A 20,236-nucleotide genomic window follows, 5' to 3' on the forward strand; every position below is an offset into this window, starting at 1 on the left:
TTTCGCTCCTCCTTAATCCGCTTCTTCTATGCCTAATTCAGCATTACTTAATTGTGACTGAGCAATTTCTTGATATACCGATGATGATTCCATCAATTCTTCGTGACGACCTTGGGCCACCACACGTCCTTCGTCTAATACGATGATATTATCCGCATGAAGGATCGTTGAGATTTTTTGTGCCACGATGATTTGCGTCACATCTTTGACGTTTTCTGCTAATGCTTTACGCAGCGCAACATCGGTCTTGTTATCAAGTGCTGAGAAGGAATCATCAAAGATCAAGATCTTAGGATTCTTCGCTAATGCACGTGCGATTGACAAACGTTGCTTTTGTCCGCCGGAAACATTGGTCCCACCTTGGGAGATAGCGCGATCGAAGCCTTGTTCATTAGAATTGATAAATTCATCTGCTTGGGCAATCGAAGCAGCTTTTCGCATTTGTTCATCTGAGATATCCGCATCACCGAATTTAATATTCGAAGCGATATCCCCAGAGAATAAGACCCCTTTTTGCGGTACAAAGCCCATAATCTCATGCAGTTTATGCATGCTCATCTCACGAATATCAATCCCATCAATCGTGATCCGTCCGCCCGTTACATCAAATAGACGAGGGATCAAATTGACGATCGTTGATTTCCCTGATCCAGTTGAGCCGATCAAGGCTGTCGTTTCACCCGGTTTAGCGGTGAAATTAATATGATGCAAGACATCCGCGTCAGCGTCTCCGTAACGGAATTGAACCCCTTCAAATTTCACTTCGCCCTTGAAGTCATGGTCATCTTTTGGCTGTTCTGGATCTTTGATCGTAGGTTCTGTGTTCAACACTTCATCCACACGACCTGCAGCAACATTGGCACGAGGTAAAATAATCGATACCATCGACAACATCATGAAGGCCATAACAATCTGCATTGTGTACGTAATGAAGGCCATCATATCCCCAACCTGCAATTGACCATTATCCATATTATGTCCGCCGACCCACACGATCAACACAGAGATACCATTCATTAAAAGCATCATGATTGGCATCATTAATGACATTGCACGGTTTACAAACATTTGCGTTTTCATCAAGTTCGTATTGGCCACATCAAAACGTTCTTCTTCATATTTTTCACGAGAGAAGGCGCGAATAACTGGCAGACCCGTAATGATTTCACGAGAAACCAGGTTCACGCGGTCGACTAAGTTTTGCAGAGCCTTGAATTTAGGCATCGTTGTCGCAAGTAAGGTCAATACTAGAACCAACACACCTGCAACAGCCACGCCGACGATCCAGCCCATACCAGTACCGGTCCTATATACGCGATAAATACCGCCGATACCTAAGATCGGTGCATATAAAACGATCCGCATGATCATCACGATCCCCATTTGGATCTGTTGGATGTCATTTGTGTTCCGTGTGATTAATGAAGCTGGTGAGAATTTTTCCATTTCATTATTTGAAAATTCCAGTGTCCGTTCGTATTGTCCAACCCGTAAGTTTTTACCCACGGTAGCAGCGACTAATGAACCAATCAAACCAACGATGATCGCCGCAACAGCAGACAGCAGTGTTAAGCCGATCATTTTAGCACCAGTTTTGATCATGTAATCAGTTTGGATTTTTTTTGTGTTTACATTTAACGCTTTGTATTCAGCTAAGGTCATTTGAATTCCCACTGTTTTCAATGAGTCTTCACCGACATCGCCTAAGCTTTCTTTGGTTGCTTTACGGGCAGCGTCGACTTTTGCCGGCATGGCATCCGTTTTGGCCTTGATAGCATCGCCAAGCTTTTGAGCCTCCGCGCCTTTCGCTTGCGCTTCAGCGGCTAATTTCTGTGCTTCCGCACCTTTAGCAGCGGCAGTCGCGCCGTCTGTTGCAGTTGCAGCCGCTTGTCCGGCTGCTTGAGCCTGTTCACCAAGCGTTTTCGCTTCTTGTCCTAAGGCTTGCGCTTGTGCGCCCTCCTTAGCGATCGCCGAATAATCATTTAGAACTTCTTTGGCTTCTTTACCATTACTCGAATCTTCTCCTCGAGTGGAAGCGAGCATCATGATTGGCAAATTGAAGATTTTAGACAATTTCTCTTTCGTCATGCCTTTTTGCAAATCTAATTTGTAAATATCAACTTTTTTACCATCAACGGTTTGAGTTGCTTCTTTATAATTGTCTTCGATCGTTTGTTTCTCTTTATCAGTCATGAAAATCTCGAGTCCTTGAAGGGTTGATTTTCTGATTTTATCCGGAGTCGACTGTTCAAGTCCTCCTTGTTGAATACCGACATCGACGATATCCGATGTCAAACTCGGCAAGCTTAAATCACTAGATGCCTGCACGATTAAAAGTAAGAATACGGCAATGATTGCATACCAGTATTTACCAAGATATTTAAAAATCTTCACTATTGATCACTTTCCCCTTCCATGGTTAATTTTTGAGAGTAGTCGACAAACTTAGCAGTTAATTCAAGGTATTTTTTGGTGTCTTCTTCACCCATAAGTTCAAATACTCGAATAATTTTATTTCGCATCTCCTGTTTTTCAGCTTTTGCTACTTTTTTTCCGCATTCTGTTAAACTGACATTGATTCGACGGCGATCATCAGGGTCCATCGTACGAATAATCAAACCACGTTTTTCTAAGTTCCCCAACACAGCGGCAATCCTAGCAGTTGATAAATTCAGTGTCTCGGCCAAATTCTTTGGGTTGGTCGGTTCACCTAATCGAGCAAGTACTTTAATGACAATATTGGCACCTTTGCTGCTCTTCTCGATTTTGCTAAATGCACCATGGCGATTTTTGACCATCAGCTCCATCAGCTCACGTTCAGCGTCTTCTGCAAACGTCATCAGACTCCCCCTTCTTTCTAAAATAATTTTTCTTCCATTAATACCTAATAGTGTTAGTAATTAATGCTGTTTGATATTACCGCTAATAGGAAATAAAATCAACCTTTTTTGCTCAAAAAATAGATGAATACGTTTTAAAATGATAGACTTTGACCTTTTTCTTAAAAAATGACAATCAGGTCAATAAAAACCTAGCTTAACCCGATAAGTCAACTCGTTTTTTTCATCAAAAAGAACATCGAATAGTGGACAGACCTCCTCCATTCGATGTTCCTTTTATTGATTTTATTAGAGTATATTTTTGAGCACAGTAAAGAAGCTTATCCTCTCCGATTTTTTTCCACACCAAATAAACATAAGACTCATGCTTATTTTTACTCGTTTAAGGAACCTTCAAATCAACGCAAGACATCACTTCTTCCTTTTCCTTCTCTTGGCTATTTCCTTATCTATTCTCCGTTTCCTACTTCTAGCCTCACGGTTTTGTTTGATTTCTTCTTCGGTTTTTCCGTAGCGCAAATAGGAGGAATCTATCTTTTGAGGACTTGCGCTAGATTTCTTGGCAGGTGGTTTCTCTGTTGTTTCAGTATTTGGCGCGGCGGAACAACCCTTTGCCTCGATTGGCGGAGCCGCTTGCGACAGTTGGTACATCGCTTCATTTTTATCCATGAGCTTCTCATAGGACAGGGTGGTTTTGCCTGCCTTGCTTGTAGCGGACTTGGTTGGTTTTGGTGGTGTTTTACTACTATTAATAGAAGAAGCTGGTTTTTCTTGCTTTTGAGTGGTTTGTGGTTCATCTGTTTGTTTGATGTCTGAAGCTGGAACGGGCGCTTCTGTCTGTGGTACCTTGTAGCTCACGGTGATGCTGGCTTTGGGGGTATAATATTCTATTAATTCCGCAAAGCGCCTTACGCCTTTCGTGGACTTGAAGATTGTCAACGTCGTCAAAATTTGCAATACACCCGCCGTTTCAGCGATCTGACTTTCTGAATCAACGGGGATTTCTTTCGTATCCCGCAATGTCCACGTATATTTTTTCCCATCCGCACCCCTAAAAATGGCGACAGTATTGAATTTTTCACCGGATACTTGCGGTGTTCTACGGGTCTTTTTCTCTAGAAATTCATTATATAAACAAGCTTGCTTGGTAATTTCATGGTATTCTGCTTCATTAAGGAATAACCGATCAATGACCGTTTTCCAGTCTTCTTTCAGAAACTTTTTGAAGTAGACGACATGGCGGCGCAGGGTATCATTGGGTTCAGCGCTCAGGAAAATTTGACGGATAAGGTCTGTTAACGACTCCAGAGCATAGTCTCCAACACACAAAGCATCCCGTAAAAGAATCACCACAAGGTACTCGACGACTTCGGCGGCATTGTTGGTTTGTTCAAAGTATTGGCTCACGCGTTTCATAAGGTTGTCCTTCTTCATAAAGAACAACTGGCGGCCCTGTAATGCTTTTACTAATTTCATCCTGATTTCCTCCATTTATCTATAGTTTTTTACCTATTATCGTGTAATCGATTTCATAAAAATATTTTCAAGCAGTTGGATCGAAGTAATTGTATTCACAAATATGATAAACATAGATAACTGATTAGTACATAGAAAACTCTAAAATAAAGAACTCTATTTTCTCTATAAAACCATTGAATAGTGGGTATATCACACTTATTAATTAATAAATATGATAATTCATCATTTTTTAAATAACTGTCGATAATAAATGAGTTTAAACAGTTGATTGAATAACATTTATGATTTCAAATTAATCAGTACGCAAAAAAAGAATGCACCGATAAAGGTACATTCTCGTTCAAACGTTATTTCTTTAAATGGTAGTTATAGGTGCTAATGATAATATCATCACGATATGACAAGCGGAAGCGTAAGCGTAAAGCCGTCTGATTATGCAACGAACGTTTCCAAGTTCTGTTTGGAACGAATTCTGGAATTAAGACTGTCGTAGTATAGTTGTGCTGTCTTGCATTTTTACTTACGCGATCCACATATCGGCTGACTGGATTCACGATGGAACGATAAGGCGAACGAACGACTGAGAAACGAACATCTGGGAATTTCTCACGGAATTCACGGCGAATCTCCCGTTCCTTTTCTTCGTTCTCTTCTAACGAAACATGCATCGCGATCACGTAATCCCCGATTGATCGAGCATAATTGATCGCTCCGATATTCACTTGGGTAACATTCCCTACTAGTACGATGACTGTATTCCCAGCATATTCATGCAGCTCCACATCATCTGCCAAGCGTAATTGTTCAGCGACATTTTTATAATGTCGGTGTACCTTATAGAAGGCATAGATCAGGATTGGCATAATAATGAAAAATGGCCAAATATCTGGCAGACGGTAAACAAATAGAATCACGACGATCGCAAAAGAAATCAGAGCGCCAATAATATTAGCGATCGATTTTCTTAACCAATGTTCGCCTTCTTTACGCCATTTCAAGACCATTCCCGTTTGCGATAAGGTGAATGGAATGAACACGCCGACTGAATACAACGGAATCAATCGTTCTGTCGACCCTTGGAAAATCAGTAGCAGGACGATTGAGCCTAAAGCCAGTGTGATGATCCCGTTAGAGTAACCTAAACGGTCGCCACGGTCTTGGTAACGATGCGGCAAGAACTTATCCTTGGCTAAGTTGTAAGCTAGCACAGGAAAGGCAGAGAAGCCTGTATTTGCTGCTACTGCTAAAATCAACGCGGTGACAAACTGCAGCACATAGTACATGAAGCCTTTGCCAAAGACTGCTTCACCAACTTGGGATAGGACGGTAACTTCAGCGGTTGGAACAATTCCGAACCAATAGTTCAAAAAGGTGATTCCTGTAAAGAAGAAGCCTAAGATCAAGCCCATCATGGCTAACGTGCCAGCCGCATTTTTTGCTCGCGGTTTTTTGAAAAATGGTACGGCATTACTGATTGCTTCTACCCCAGTTAATGATGAAGAACCCGATGAGAAGGCCCGTAACAAGAGCGCGGTCGAAATACCTGGTACAACGGCTCCAACCTGAGCAGTCGAATGAAGCGGCGCCGCTCCAGTAACAATTTTTACTAAGCCGACGACGATCAAGATCGTTATCACTGCAATAAAGCTGTAAACAGGCGTCATCAAAAGACCCGCACTCTCACGTAAACCACGTAAATTCATCAGCATCAATAATAAAACAATAATGACAGAAATCAGGACACGATGATTGTACAAAGCTGGAATCGCAGAGGCGATAGCTTCAGCACCGGCTGATACAGACACGGCAACAGTCAGCATATAATCTACCAGAAGCGAACCCCCAGCGATCAAGCCGGCATTCTTCCCTAAGTTTTCACTGCTGACGACATAAGCTCCGCCACCATGAGGATAGGCATGAATAATTTGACGATAAGATAAAATCAATGATGCTAATAAAATCAATACCACGAACGCGATCGGCAATGAATACCAAATCGCTGCTGCTGATAAGGTCACCAGAACGACAACGATCTGTTCAGTCCCATACGCAACAGAGGACAACGCATCTGACGAAAGCATCGCTAAAGCCGCAAAACGCGACAGGTTCTGATCGTCATTTTCAGACGACTTCAGTGGTCGACCCACCAGCAAGCGTTTAAGATAATCCACTAGACTCACTCCTTGTTCCAAATAATGTACTCAATTTTTTATAGATAACGTTGTTTGTTTTTACCGATACAAATCGTATTTCCTATTTATAAAAATTCTTTGTAAAAAAAGCAAACAAGCGAAATATTACTCGTACTGAAACCAAAAGTCAATGATTTTTTCAACGACTTTTCATACCCTTAGTAAAACACGAAAACAGGTAAAACAACAGTAATACGCTGTTGGCCTGCCTGCTCGTTTTTTTCATGCTCAAAAAGGACCGATAGAAGAATTTTCTATCAGTCCTTTTTGACAAAGAGCCGTTTTTAATGGAAAATTTTACTTTCATGCGCGACTTTCGTCAGCTTCGTTAAGTGTGGTTGCAATACTGGATAAGCCCAGGTTCCCAGGATACCAAACACGATGAACAGTACGATCATGATAACGATATCGCCTGACGCATTTGGCCAGTAAATTCCACCGGCACTCTCACGTAACAGGTTCACGGCGTGAGTGAATGGCAGCCACGGATTGACCGCTTGGAAGAACTTACCTGAGACTTGGATCGGATAGTTCCCGCCCCCGCCGGAAATAGAGAGTACCAGAATGATGATCGCGATCCCTTTCCCGACCGTTCCAAAGAGAGCGACCAGCACATAAACAATCATCATAAAGGCCAGCGCGACTAGAACAGCGAAGAGTACGCTGTACACCGGATTTTTCACGTAAACACCTAATAAGAACATATTTCCTAGTGTTACGATCAGCGCTTGTCCGATACTAACAACTAAGTAAGTCAGCATCCGCGCACCAAATTGTTCACGTTTGGTGTATTTGCTACGATCTTTTTTATCTAGGAAGAACTCTGTCGTCGTGACGCTTGAGAACAATACTGCCCCTACCCACAGACACAAGGCGGTGTAGAATGGGGTGCTGGCTGAACCGTTATTGGCGATCGGATACATCGTATTGGTCTGCAAATCTACCGGAGTCGTGAAGAAATCACTTTCCTTTTGCGCATCTAGTTTCAATAATTTCAAGACTTGACCAAAGTCGATCGTTTTATCTCCTTGTTGAATCGCGTTTGCGGCTTTTTGGATACCAGCTCGCAAGGATGGATAATCATTTTTGATCAAATCCGTCGCAAGATTCAAGGCACTTTCTACTTCCGGCATCTTGTCGTTGGCGATCTTTAAGCCGCCAGTTAAATCCTTCTTAACACCTGCCCAATCATTTTGCATGAAGTTTGCGGCTAAGCCTAATTTTTGTTCAACTACGGGCAATTCATTATTGTAAAGATCCGCACCCGTGTTGATGCCATTGACGATGTCGTTCATATGGCCGTTCAATAAAACATTCGCATCATGAACTTCCTGACCGATCGCAGGCATTTGTTTTTGGTATTTCTCCAAGAAGGTGATCGCATTGCTGACGGTCCCTTCCGTTGAGTTCAATAATGAAGCAAAATCAATTTGCTGCGCTTGATTCAACACACCCTGCGCAGTCGTGATCGTATTGATGAGTTTATCAAGGATCGAGCTGACGGTTTGACCGACTTGTTCGGCGTTGATGCTGTTGGTGATATTGGCTACATTGCCAGCAGCGCTATTGATTTCACTTAAGAATGCTTTTGCATCCTTCGTGCTGCCGTTTTGAACCAAGTCATTCAAATGACCAAAACGATTGCTTAGATCGCCTAATGAATTCTTTACGTTAGTTAACTGACTCATAATAGCAGCCAAATTTTGACTCGCTTCAGTATTGCCATTATCATCAGCTGTCTTCTTCAAATCAGCTAAAAATTGATTTAGATTGTCGATCGCTGTTTGCTGATCGGCTAAATTGCTCTGGAAGTCACTGATGATCGCTCCAATATGTGCTTTCTCATCTGGCGTCAGTTCTTCCTTATCCAGTAGCGCAGACAGATCACTGGTAATTGACTGCGTGGTAGTCGCAACCTGACCGATTGATCGCAACGTTACTTGTACACTACTAGAAATATTCGGTACCGCTGTTTTTAACTTTTCAGCACCATCTTTCGTAGTCGAGGCGAAATCATTGGCTTGGTTGCCCAGTTTTTGAACATCTGGCAGGATCGTTTGAACTTGATGGATGATGTTCAAGCCTTGTTTTGCTTCATTAATTCCGTCATTCAAGGTCTTTTCAATCTCGGCAAAGTCATTATCGACTTGAGCCAGTTGATTTCCCGCTTGCTGAATCTCTGGAATCTTTTGCTGCAGGGTCAAGATGACACTGGCTTGCCGTTTGATTTCAGGCATTTTTTGATTCAAGGCAATTAATTTTTGCCCCATCTCATCAACTTGCGGTAGATACCCTTGAATTTCATTAGCCTTAGCTAATTTTTCTTTCAGCTCTGGCAACTTTCCTTGTACTTCGACGACTTCCTGCGTGTACTTATCGATTTCACCTAGATTATCATTCGTCGTTAGAATTAGATTTTTGACCTTATTGATACTAACTAAGTTGGCATCGATGTCGTAACCAATTTCATTAAACACCTTCAACAGTGTGGAGCTTGCTGTCTTAATGAACTCCTGACTGATCTCAGTTTGGATTGATCCAGCACCCTTATCGGTAATCTTTGGAGCAATGGCATTAATTTTTTGGTTTAGATAATACTCGATCTTCGGTTTTTGAATATCCCCTGAGGTAAAACTCAATAAATCTTTGGAAAACTCTTTTGGCAAATAGATCCCTGCGTAGTATTTTCCTGATCGAACACCATCAACAACTTGCTTCTTCGAATCGACAAAGCGCCAGCCGAGCTGTTTATTTTCGTGTAAATTTTTAATTACCTGGTCCCCGATTTCGACATCCTTGTCTTGAAATTTCGCACCAGTATCGGCACTATAGACCGCGATTGGCAATTCCCCAGTGTTTGCATACGGATCCCACAAAGCTTTGATATTGAACCAAGCATAAAGGGATGGGATGATGACTAATGCAGCCATCAGTAAAATGGCGATCGGATTTTTGAAAATGCGACGCCAATCTAATATGAACAGACTCCATGTGTGTTTAAGAGATTGTATAACTTTCATTGATTTCACCTACTATTTTTTCTCGCTGAACTAATGTAGCATGGAATTTCGGCTAATTTCAATTCTAGTGAGTCTCTGAAATCACCTTTTTTGACATTCCTTACGATTTGTCATAATTGTATCCCTTTTCACCTGCGAAATGCTAAAGAAATGCTTAAAGACTAAGTTTTTTGACTGCAATAAAGCGATTTAAAAGCTGCTCTGTCAGTGCCTCGATCTGATCCAAATCATCTTTTTCTGAGAGGTTCAAAATCGGGGTGGCTTCCATATCTCGCAGACGAATCGGCCGAACCTGATTTCCTTCCTGCCGCAGCGTGATCTCTGGATGCGGATTTTTATCGCCGCAGGGTCCAGCTACCAGATACGCAAGCTGATACCCACCCTCAATTTCCCGCAGACGATAATACCCGTCTGCCAAATCTTCGGTTCCTTCAAAATTTGCTTTTACTAATAACCATTTTTGTTGATCCATGTTAGTCCGCCTTTTTTATGATGATTTTCCCAGCTGAGGGGTGTCCTTCTAACAACTCATGCCCTTCAACGACACTGCGCAATTCAAATGGCAATACCTCTGCAATCGTCAACTGGATCTTGTCCGCTAATTCTGTCAAGGCCGTCAACGCTTCAAAATCAGAATAATCTTTAGAAGGTCCAAAAGAGAAGTAATTTCCGGCTTTCTTTTGTTCACTCGGCAAATTGTTCAAGGCAACAAAATTGCCGCCTGCCTTCATGATTTGCATGCCAGCTTCGCCAGCACGCCCGCCTTTTGTGGCGTCAATTACGGTATCCGCTTGATCGGCAAACGCTTCGCCGGCATCCACCTCGTCATAAGCAACAAACTGATCTGCTCCTAACTGACGAACCAGTGTCTCGTTACGTTTCGATGCAGAAGCCAAAACGGTTTTGCCCTGTTCCTTTAAATATTGCACTAGCAGCGAACCAACGGCGCCGGATGCCCCTTGTACCATCACCGTATCACCAATCGTGTCACCTAATAAATGAGTGACTAAATTATAGGTCGTCAGCCATGGCGTTACCGCACCAGCTGCAGCTTCCCAGGACATTGACGCTGGTTTCTTCACGATCTTTTTCCCGGGTACAACTACTTCTTCTCCGTAGGTTCCACCAACTGCATGAACGATCACTTCATCTCCCACCTTTACATGGGATACTTCCTTGCCGACTTCGGTCACGACACCAGCACCGTCATTGCCTAAGACATATGGAAATTTCAGTGTCCGAAAATCACGCATCGCTCCTTGACGTAAAGCCACATCATACGGATTGATAGCAAAAGCTGTTAGCTCCACCCGAACATGCGTGTCATCCACCGGACGAGGTTCTGCCTCGATCTCAATCAATACATCCTTCGCTTCTCCATAGTCTTTCATTGCAAAACGTTTCATCTTTCTACATCCTCTCTGATAAAAATCATTGGTTGAAAACGAATCCCTGAGACCGTTTCTTCTTCTCCATTCAGTTGAAAGCCCAATTTTTCATAAGCAGGCACCGCATAAGGCGAGGAATTAACGGTCAATTGCTTCGGGGTAAGCTCGGTAAGCATCGCCTGATACATCTGCTTAGCGATCCCTTGACGATGGTAGTTTTCATCAACAAAAAGCAACGCCACATGATTCGCCGAACGAACTGCCAACACACCGACAATTTGCTGATCGTACTTTCCGCACCAAAGCTGCAGCTGATTTGCCGAAAGCTCTTTTTCCAGCTCATCATCTAAATAAGCCATAAAATGAGCCACACCTTCAGCAGAATAATCCGGCGCCTCAAACTTCATGAATACTTTTTTGATCAGCTCGACAGCTGCTGGTAAATCTGATCCATCCATTCTTGAAACGTCAATCCCCATCACACCGCTTCCTCTCTAGAAAATCTTTAGTTTTATTGTAACGATTATCATCCATTTGTTCCAATTAAATCATTTCGCAGGAATTCTTCCTAGTCCAACCAAGCATACAGTAAAAGGCATGCCCCGCTTATGCAGAACACGCCTTTACAACTAATCTAATTCAACTTTTCCAGTATACAACTGATAATACATACCGCCTTCAGCTAACAGACTGTCATGGTCGCCCCGTTCAATGATCCGTCCATGGTCCATTACCATGATGACATCAGAGTTTTGAATGGTGGATAATCGATGGGCGATCACAAACACGGTACGCCCCTCCATCAAGCGATCCATACCCGACTGAACGATACTCTCTGTTCGCGTATCGATGCTGGAGGTCGCCTCGTCCATGATCATCACCGGCGGATCAGCGATCGCCGCGCGGGCGATTGCCAGTAATTGGCGCTGACCTTGCGAGAGTCCTTCTCCATCACCAGTAATCACCGTCTCGTATTTCTCCGGCAAATGCTGGATAAAGGTATCGGCATTCGATAGTTTTGCCGCCTGATAAACTTCCTCATCCGTCGCGCTCAAATTCCCGTAACGGATATTTTCCTTGACCGTCCCCGTGAATAAGTGGGTATCCTGCAAAACAATCCCTAGGGAAGAACGCAGGGAATTTTTTTTGATCTTCTTCACGTTTACTCCGTCATAGCGGATCTTGCCATCTTGGATATCATAGAAACGATTGATCAGATTCGTGATGGTCGTCTTGCCGGCACCCGTTGCGCCAACAAAGGCCACCTTTTGCCCCGGCTCCGCGTAAAGATTAATATCATGCAGCACCAGCTGATCATCGTTGTACCCGAAATTGACATCCTCAAAGCGCACATCGCCGGTTAAACGAACGTACGAGGTCGTACCATCTTCATGGGGATGTTTCCAAGCCCAGATACCGGTCCGTTCATTGGTCTCAATCAATTCGCCGTTGACTTCTTTGACGTTCACCAGCGTGACATAGCCGTCGTCAACTTCTGACTCTTCATCCAATAATTGGAAGATCCGATCGGCACCAGCTAAGGCCATAATGACGAAATTGATTTGCTGAGAAATTTGGCTGATTGGACCATTCAATGAACGACTCAATTGCAAGAAGGAAGCGATCATCCCAACTGTTAGCGCCGAAACACCATATACAGCGAATAATCCGCCAATAATCGCCACTAAAACGTATTGGATGTTCAAGAGATTCATCATGATCGGCATCAAGGTATTGGCAGTCGCGTTAGCTTTTGCCGCGCTTTCCTGCAGCTGATCATTGATCACATCAAACTCCTGCATCGCTGTTTCTTCATGGTTGAAGACCTTCACGACTTTTTGCCCATGCATCATCTCTTCGATGTAGCCGTTGACCTTTCCCAGCGAACGTTGCTGTTCACCAAAGTAGCGGCCACTGCGATTCGTAATAAAGCGCAGCATCACGAGCATCAGCGATACCGAAACAATCACAAAACAGGTCAGAGGAACACTCAATGAGAACATCGCAATAAACACGGAGACAAAAGTCACGAGTGCCATCATCAAGTTGGGAATACTTTGTGAGATCATTTGCCGCAGGGTATCCGTGTCATTGGTAAAATGACTCATGATATCGCCATCAGCATTTGAATCAAAGTAACGTAATGGCAGTGTTTCTAAATGACTAAACATCTGATCGCGAATTTTTTTCTGAGTGCCTTCAGAAACCTTCACCATGATCAAATTATAGGAAAGCGTGCCGATGATCCCCACAACATAAATCAATGCCATGGTCATGATCGCCTTTAACAAACCCGTAAAATTCGGATTGCTTTGTCCGATTAAAGGTGTGATATAGTCATCGATCACGACTTGCAAAAATAGCGAGCCGCGGACATTGGCAAACGCACTCAACAGGATCATTAAGAAAACGATCACCAGCTGAACTTTGTGTTCCTTCGCCATGATCTTCAACAGGCGCTTGATCGTTTTTACTGGACTGGATTTGGGCGCAGGTCGTTTATTCATCATGATCACCAAATCCTTTCTGTTGGGACTCAAAGACTTCCTGATAGATGACATTGCTTGCCAGCAATTCATCATGGGTTCCGATCCCATTTATTTTGCCGTCATCGAGTACAATGATCCGATCCGCATCTTCGATCGAACTGATTCGTTGAGAAATAATGAAGGTGGTTGTGCCGGGGATTTCCTTGGCTAAGCCTTCGCGAATCGCTCGATCCGTCTTGGTATCCACCGCACTGGTGGAATCATCCAGGATCAATATCTTCGGCTTCTTCAATAATGCCCGAGCAATAGTTAACCGTTGCTTTTGTCCGCCGGAAACATTATTCCCGCCTTCAGAGATCATCGTGTCGTACTTATTAGGAAACTCTTGGATAAAGGAGTCTGCCTGCGCGATGGTCGCTGCATGAATGACTTCCTCCTCTGTCGCGTTGGCATCACCCCAGCGTAAATTATCGGTGATTGTACCACTGAACAAGACATTGTTTTGCAGAACCATTCCGACTTGATCACGCAGCGTTTCCAAGTCATAGCTGCGAACATCATGTCCGCCAACTTTGACTTCACCATGGGTGACATCATACAATCGCGGAATCAGCTGGACTAAACTAGATTTCGAGCTCCCGGTTCCGCCGACGATCCCAATCACTTCACCAGAATCAATCTTCAAATCGATGTTTTCCAGAACTAATTTATCCATATCATCTTTATAGCTGAAGCAAACATTGTTAAATTCTACCGAGCCGTCAGGGACTTCGGTCAATGGGTTCTCGCCATTCTTCAGATCACTTTCTTCATTCAAGACTTCTGTGATCCGTTCCGCAGATGTACGAGCGATCATCAGCTGAACAAAGGTCATGGACAGCATCATCAAGCTCATCAGAATCTGCATGGTATAGTTGAACATGCTGACTAACTCACCCGTCGACAAGCTTCCCGTATTTACGATCAGCTCCGCTCCCAACCAAGAAAGCAGCAACATACAGGTGTAGACCGCCACTTGTAAGAGCGGCATATTGAAGGCCACAATCCGTTGCGCCTTCGTAAAATTATCAAACACCTTTTTAGAGACTCGACTGAATTTTTCTTCCTCATGTTCCTCTCGGACATAAGATTTCACCACTCGGATTCCCTGCAGATTTTCATGCACGACATTGTTCAAGCGGTCATAAGTTCGAAATACTTTTTCAAACAATGGATGAGCAAACCGAATGATCAGCCCTAATCCGACGATCATAATCGGTACGATCACCAAGTAGATCATCGATAAATCCCGATTGATATGGAACGTCATCACTAAAGAAAAAATCAAAATCAGCAGTGAACGAACCAAGATACGGATCACCATTTGATAGGCGTTTTGCACGTTGGTTGTATCCGTCGTCAAACGGGTAATCAAACTCGAGCTTGAGAAGCGGTCGATATTTGAGAACGAAAAGCTTTGGATGCGTTCGAATAAATTATGACGCAAATTCTTCGCAAATCCCGCCGACGCGATCGCAGCTGTTCGGCCGCCTAAAGTTCCCATCGCCAGTGCAAACAAGGCACACAAAAAGAGCAAACCGCCATAACGCAGAATCGTACTCGTATCGCTTTTTTCGATTCCATTATCGATCAGCCCAGCCATGATCAAGGGCATGATCACGTCCATCAAGACTTCGCCCATCGTAAATATGGGAGTCTGCAAGCTTTGCTTCTTATACTCACCGACATTCGCCAGTAATTTTTTTAACATGTATTCACGTCCTTCCATTTAATAAGTGCTCTTTCTAGTATAGAGAGTTTTACTCAAAAGTTCTAATAAATTCACCCATTTTTCATAAAAAAACGTATTATTATTCTCTTTGCGCATATCATCGAACGAAACAGCTTGGTCATTGAGGTGACTTGATTGTTCAGCTTGATCTCACGCTAAGAACAACTATGAAAATTCGACTGACAGCTTTTCAAAAAAGACAAAAAGAACCTTCCTGTAATCAGGACGATTCTTTCTCTGTGCTAAAATACGGTCTTTAATTATTCTCAATGATCGGCCAAGTCCGCTGTTCATCGAAATAACGAGCCTCTTTTTGCGCCTGCTCCACGATTTTTTCTGGGTAATCCATAACCTTTAATAAGGCTATCGCATTGCGCGTGACTGCGGGGCCTTGCTTCAGCTCATAATCAAAGCTGATCCCCTGCTCCTCTGTCACCGTTTCCTCAAAATGCACATTGTCGCAGTACTCCTTCAGCATCTCAGTCAGTTCGATATCATGGGTCGCAACAAAGCTCAGGCTTGGATAGTCTGCTAGCCAAGTGACGACACTAGAAGAAGCCGCGATCCGCTCGATCGTATTGGTCCCCTTCAATATTTCATCAATAAAACAATAGCAGCGTTCACCCTTTTCCACTTGGTTTAACAGTCGTTTGATCGACTTGATCTCTGCCACAAAATAGCTGTCACCAGCCATAATATCATCTTCAACAGCCATAGAGGTCAAAACGTGCCCTGGCTGCATCGTCAGTTTCTCAGCGATCGCCGTGTTGATCGTTTGGGCTAAGATCCCGCTGATGGCGATACTTTTAACATAGGTTGATTTTCCAGAGGCATTTGAGCCAGTGACTAGCGTATTCCGCTGCCAATCGACTGGGTTGACGACCGAATATTCAACCAACGGATGATAGATATCCTCAGCTTGAATCCCTCCTGCCGCAAACTCTGGCTGACAGCTGACTGGAAAATACGTCCTGAAGTTCAGAATCGCGGCTGCAACCTCCATTTCTCCCAAGACCTTCCATAAGTTGATCGCCTCTTGGCTGTATTTACTTAGTCGCGTGATTACAAAATTATACGCAATAAAAGGAATCATAAAGACTAAATTCAGGTATTCAAACATGATATCCGCTTCACTGGTACTCTTTACCCGAAAAGAGAAGCCCCATTTAGCAATCGATTTTAATGGGACAACATTTTTTCTGATCTCAGTTTGTCGCGGCGTAACGATTGTACTCAATTTGTTGGCTAGAGAAATTGACTGAACCAGATAACGCATACTTTCCAGTTCGGTCTCCAACTTCGCTTTTTTTGTCATATAAAAAATGACATTAAACAGAATCGAACCCAACAATAGAAAAATCCCGATCGGACCAGCCACCACAAGAACACCCAAGCTAACCAGCGGCAGTACCCCCAGCAGAACATACAGCCATAAATTCCCTAGTTTTTCCCTTTTGCCATTCGCGATATATTGCTTCGTAAAATTATTGTCGCGCTTGCCCAGACCGGCAAAATGAAATTGAACCTTCTCTCTGATCTCAGGATTTTCTTGATAAAACTGTATCAACTCCTCCAAATCATCCGCCTGATTAAAGTTATAATTGCGCAGCCGTTGATACAATGCCTCCGAACCAATACTGGAGTATGTTCCATTGATCAGCTCAAAAATCTCCTGCATATCCAGATCGTACCAGGTTAGATCATCGATCTCACTATCCCATTCATGAAACTCTTTTTCGATCTGCCACGCCGCCTTCAGACTGTCTTCTTTGTCCAAACGGCTCTGACGAGGAATCTTTCCCCATTGGGCACGGACAAGCTGGCGCAATTTGATTTGCGAAAATAGGTCGATGATCACAAAGAACACGGCTACGATTAAAATGATTCCGATCGCTAAGAATTGTGGCTTCATTAATTACTCCTTTATAAACATATTGTGATACCTAGTTTAGCGAAGTTTCTGCTGATTGGAAACCCTCCAGCTATCTCGAAGACCGCGAAAAATGAGGCTGATTGTCGTTCCCCATATCATTCTGCTAAACTTCATAATCGTATTTTTGCCATTAAAATGAAAACTGATTTCGACCCTAATATACTGCTAAATGCAGAACTGACTGCTATCTCCTACTATGGAATTCATTTTTCGAAGAACACGAAAAATGAATTTGATTGTCGCTTCGCCTATCATTCTGCTAAACTTCACAATCAAGTTCTTGCCAATAAAATGAAAAATGATTTCAACCCTAATACACTGCTAAAAGCAGAACTGACAAAAAAGAAGACCCGAGTGGAGTCTTCTAGCGGATTTCTTTGACGTAGGAACCAATTGAGGATAGGTCGCTTTCCGTCAAAAAATCATCTACGATTTTTAAATTACTATAGGAATAATTCTTAATCGGATAGTTTGCGATTACCAGGTCATAATCCATAAAGCTCTCATCGTGTTCAAAATCCAACGCTGAACCTTTGTGAGTCTCGATCACCACACGATAATAAAAGCGGCTTTGGATCAACTCCGCGATCATTTTCGCATGGCTTTCTCCTGAATCGCTTACGACAAAAATTTTCACCTTAGCGGAGTGTTCATCTAGCGAATGTGCAAGCCCTTCCCACTCTTTAAACAAAATTTGAACCACTGAGAAATAGAATTGACTGAACCAAGGATCTCCAGTCCTTCGTTCCAGTCGCAGCAATAATTGATGGACATATTTTGTAAAGTGCGGATACTGCAGCTTCGCATTTCTTGAAAAATATGCCGCTGAATCAAACAGAATTGATCGCGTATACGGCCATACTTGATAAGCCGTTTGCACCTGCAGCAACTTCTGCAAGATGATCTTCCTTCGTTTATCCGTTAATGGTAAATCGTAGGCCAGTTCCAACTCTCCTAAAAAGCTTTCTAAATAGCTCAGCGTGATCTGGCAACTCGGTTCGAAGCGCGTGATGAAACACGGACAAAATAAGCTGTTAGCAATATCATAATACCAATGCTCCGTCACCACATATTGAGTATCTTGAACAGCTCGATCCGCTGCCGGGCGCAAAGTCAAAATTTGATCAATCAAATCCTGATTCAAATCAAACTTCTCGTTTTCTGTAAGCAGGAAGCCCTGCGAGGTCCTGATGATGATGATCGCCAGCAGATAGCTGCTCTCCAGAATATCACGATCATTGTATGCAATATCAAAAGACTGATCGGCACTCTTGATAAAATCGATCATTCTTTCTCGCTCCAACTCAAAAGGCCATTCATTTAACCCATATTTTTCCAAGAACAATTGCACATAAAAAACCCGAACCCAACGTTCATTTTTAGCAGTAATTCGAAAAGGCCGGCGCTCAAGAACTAATCCTTTTTCCTTCAAAACCTTATCTAGCTGCTTGATCATCCGGTAAAAGGTTGCTTCGCTGATATAGAGATCGTTAATCCAGTAATCCATATCTTCATTAGGCTGAAAAAAGAGCCGCTCCAAGAACATAAATGCTTCAGACTCGTCCATTAAATTCCGTGCCAATTGCCGCGTCTTATTATGAAGTGCATCATTCAATCTCAAACCGTTCGTACGGGAATACTCTACGCCAACGTGTTCCCCCCATAGATCATTGATCGCCTCGACATCAGATAAAATGGTTTTCATCGAACAATCTAATAGATCTGCAATCATTTCTGGATTCTGCCACCCAATTAAATCCCGTAAAACACCGATGATGGCTAAACGTCGCTGTGTTGTATTTTTAAGTAATCTCCGCACAAAAGTACCCTCCTAACCCATTTGTCACTATTCTTCAAATCCGATATTCCTTTTTAAGTTTTTGGATTATAACATTCATTGGTCATTATATCATAAAATAACTCTGGGAAAGCGGGAAAATACTGATATTTATTTAACTAAAATCCGCAAATAACAATCAAACTTAACAATTATGTTATTTTTATTTCTTATTATTGTTTCCTGTTCTATCATTTAGGCAAATAAGAAAAAGGAGTGGTTTTCTTGAAATCATCAGGAGGAAAACGATTTATTTTTCCAGTTGTTATTGTATGTCTCCTGTTACTATTTGTTCCGATGATCTTTTCTTCCATTTCTGACGCTCAGATCCAACCCGAGAAAAATGTCCCACAAGAAGATCAAGTAAAGATCTATGGTGAAGACAAAATCACCATTACCGCGAACGACTCCTTCAATCCCAATCAATACTACAAAGCCGTTGGTGATGACTATCAGCCCGTCCAGTTGAACTACACCAATATCAATACAACTAAACCCGGCCGTTATGCCTTGATCCTAACAGCAAAAAATAAAGAGGACTACGATAAACGAACCGTCCTAATCATTGTTGAAAAAGAAAAACCAGCCTCAGCTGCTAAAGTCGAAAGTAAAGCTCAGACTAACCAAACTCCCACTCCTTCATCTTCTGAAGAAACGATTCCAGAACCCGTCGAAAGTTCCGTTACTCAAACACCAGTTGAACCAAGCTCATCCGCGGAAGCTCCGCAACCCCCATCAGAGAGTACTCAAGAAGTTGCTCCGCAACAAGAACCTGTCGCAGTTGCTCAAGAAGTCCAGCCCGCTCCCCAGCAAACGCCTGAAGCTCCAGAACCAGAACCGGTGAGTCAGCCTGCCACCTTCACGCCGAATCAAATTTCCTTCAATGGAGTTTCTATTCCCTACCAAAATGCCGGACAAGGCAGCGGGCAAGGGGTCATTAATGGCGGAGCTGTTGCGGCAACCTGGGGCGGTAGTTCCATACAATCTGGCACAGATGGACTAAATACTCATTTTATCGGACATAATCCGGGGGTATTTTCGCCAATTTGTTCTCTTGGCGCTGGAAGCAGTATTACAGTTACTGATAGTGCTGGTAACGCAACAACTTACATAGTAAATGGAATAATCCAAGTTGATGACAGCGGCCGCGATATCCATTCCGGCCAAGATCACTGGGCCCAGATCACGTCGACTGGCGGCGGCGAACGCATCACTCTACAAACCTGCTTAAGCGATACCGTCAATCTGATCGTTTACGCCCAAGCATAAAAAGAAACAGGCTGAAAA

13 protein-coding genes are annotated in these 20,236 nt (G+C 43.0%); 1 reads left to right on the forward strand and 12 read right to left on the reverse strand.

Going from position 1 to position 20,236, the window contains the following annotated elements; all coding sequences use genetic code 11:
* Positions 1–12 precede the first annotated feature (12 nt).
* From E6139_RS04795 to E6139_RS04850, 12 genes are all read right to left on the reverse strand, one after another.
* Positions 13–2,394: an ABC transporter ATP-binding protein gene (locus E6139_RS04795; protein WP_316401919.1), complete on the reverse strand. Its 2,382-nt coding sequence runs from the start codon at positions 2,392–2,394 to the stop codon at positions 13–15.
* Positions 2,394–2,840, reverse strand: a complete 447-nt coding sequence (locus E6139_RS04800; RefSeq protein ID WP_316401920.1) for a MarR family winged helix-turn-helix transcriptional regulator — start codon at positions 2,838–2,840, stop codon at positions 2,394–2,396. The genes E6139_RS04795 and E6139_RS04800 overlap by 1 nt, the downstream gene beginning before the upstream one ends.
* Before the next feature lie 411 nt (positions 2,841–3,251).
* Entirely contained in the window at positions 3,252–4,256 is a 1,005-nt protein-coding gene (locus tag E6139_RS04805; RefSeq protein ID WP_316401921.1) for a hypothetical protein, read from the reverse strand.
* A 410-nt stretch (positions 4,257–4,666) separates the two neighbouring features.
* Positions 4,667–6,490, reverse strand: coding sequence for an APC family permease (locus tag E6139_RS04810; RefSeq protein WP_316401922.1), 1,824 nt, complete (start codon positions 6,488–6,490; stop codon positions 4,667–4,669).
* A 305-nt stretch (positions 6,491–6,795) separates the two neighbouring features.
* The gene (locus tag E6139_RS04815) at positions 6,796–9,531 is read right to left on the reverse strand and encodes a YhgE/Pip domain-containing protein (protein WP_316401923.1); all 2,736 of its coding nucleotides are present in this window, start codon (positions 9,529–9,531) and stop codon (positions 6,796–6,798) included.
* Between the two features lie 154 nt (positions 9,532–9,685).
* Positions 9,686–10,003, reverse strand: coding sequence for a hypothetical protein (locus tag E6139_RS04820; protein ID WP_316401924.1), 318 nt, complete (start codon positions 10,001–10,003; stop codon positions 9,686–9,688).
* A gap of 1 nt (position 10,004) precedes the next feature.
* Positions 10,005–10,937, reverse strand: a complete 933-nt coding sequence (locus E6139_RS04825; RefSeq protein WP_316401925.1) for an NADP-dependent oxidoreductase — start codon at positions 10,935–10,937, stop codon at positions 10,005–10,007.
* Complete coding sequence (locus E6139_RS04830) at positions 10,934–11,398, reverse strand: GNAT family N-acetyltransferase (protein WP_316401926.1); 465 nt, start codon at positions 11,396–11,398, stop codon at positions 10,934–10,936. The genes E6139_RS04825 and E6139_RS04830 overlap by 4 nt, the downstream gene beginning before the upstream one ends.
* Before the next feature lie 150 nt (positions 11,399–11,548).
* Positions 11,549–13,429: an ABC transporter ATP-binding protein gene (locus tag E6139_RS04835; RefSeq protein ID WP_316401927.1), complete on the reverse strand. Its 1,881-nt coding sequence runs from the start codon at positions 13,427–13,429 to the stop codon at positions 11,549–11,551.
* Positions 13,419–15,158 (reverse strand): ABC transporter ATP-binding protein, encoded by a 1,740-nt coding sequence (locus E6139_RS04840; RefSeq protein ID WP_316401928.1) that lies wholly within the window; start codon positions 15,156–15,158, stop codon positions 13,419–13,421. Before E6139_RS04840 ends, E6139_RS04835 begins: the two co-directional genes overlap by 11 nt.
* Positions 15,159–15,435: 277 nt before the next feature.
* Positions 15,436–17,091 (reverse strand): MutS-related protein, encoded by a 1,656-nt coding sequence (locus E6139_RS04845; RefSeq protein WP_316401929.1) that lies wholly within the window; start codon positions 17,089–17,091, stop codon positions 15,436–15,438.
* A gap of 385 nt (positions 17,092–17,476) precedes the next feature.
* Entirely contained in the window at positions 17,477–18,931 is a 1,455-nt protein-coding gene (locus E6139_RS04850; RefSeq protein ID WP_316401931.1) for a helix-turn-helix domain-containing protein, read from the reverse strand.
* Positions 18,932–19,165: 234 nt separating this feature from the next.
* Here E6139_RS04850 and E6139_RS04855 point away from each other — a divergent pair, with 234 nt between their 5' ends.
* Positions 19,166–20,218 carry a sortase domain-bontaining protein gene (locus tag E6139_RS04855; RefSeq protein WP_316401932.1) on the forward strand — a complete coding sequence of 351 codons (1,053 nt, stop codon included), beginning with the start codon at positions 19,166–19,168 and terminating at the stop codon, positions 20,216–20,218.
* The last annotated feature ends 18 nt before the right edge of the window (positions 20,219–20,236 follow it).

The sequence above is a fragment of the Enterococcus sp. genome (assembly GCF_032555305.1).
Classification (GTDB): Bacteria; Bacillota; Bacilli; order Lactobacillales; family Enterococcaceae; genus Enterococcus_A.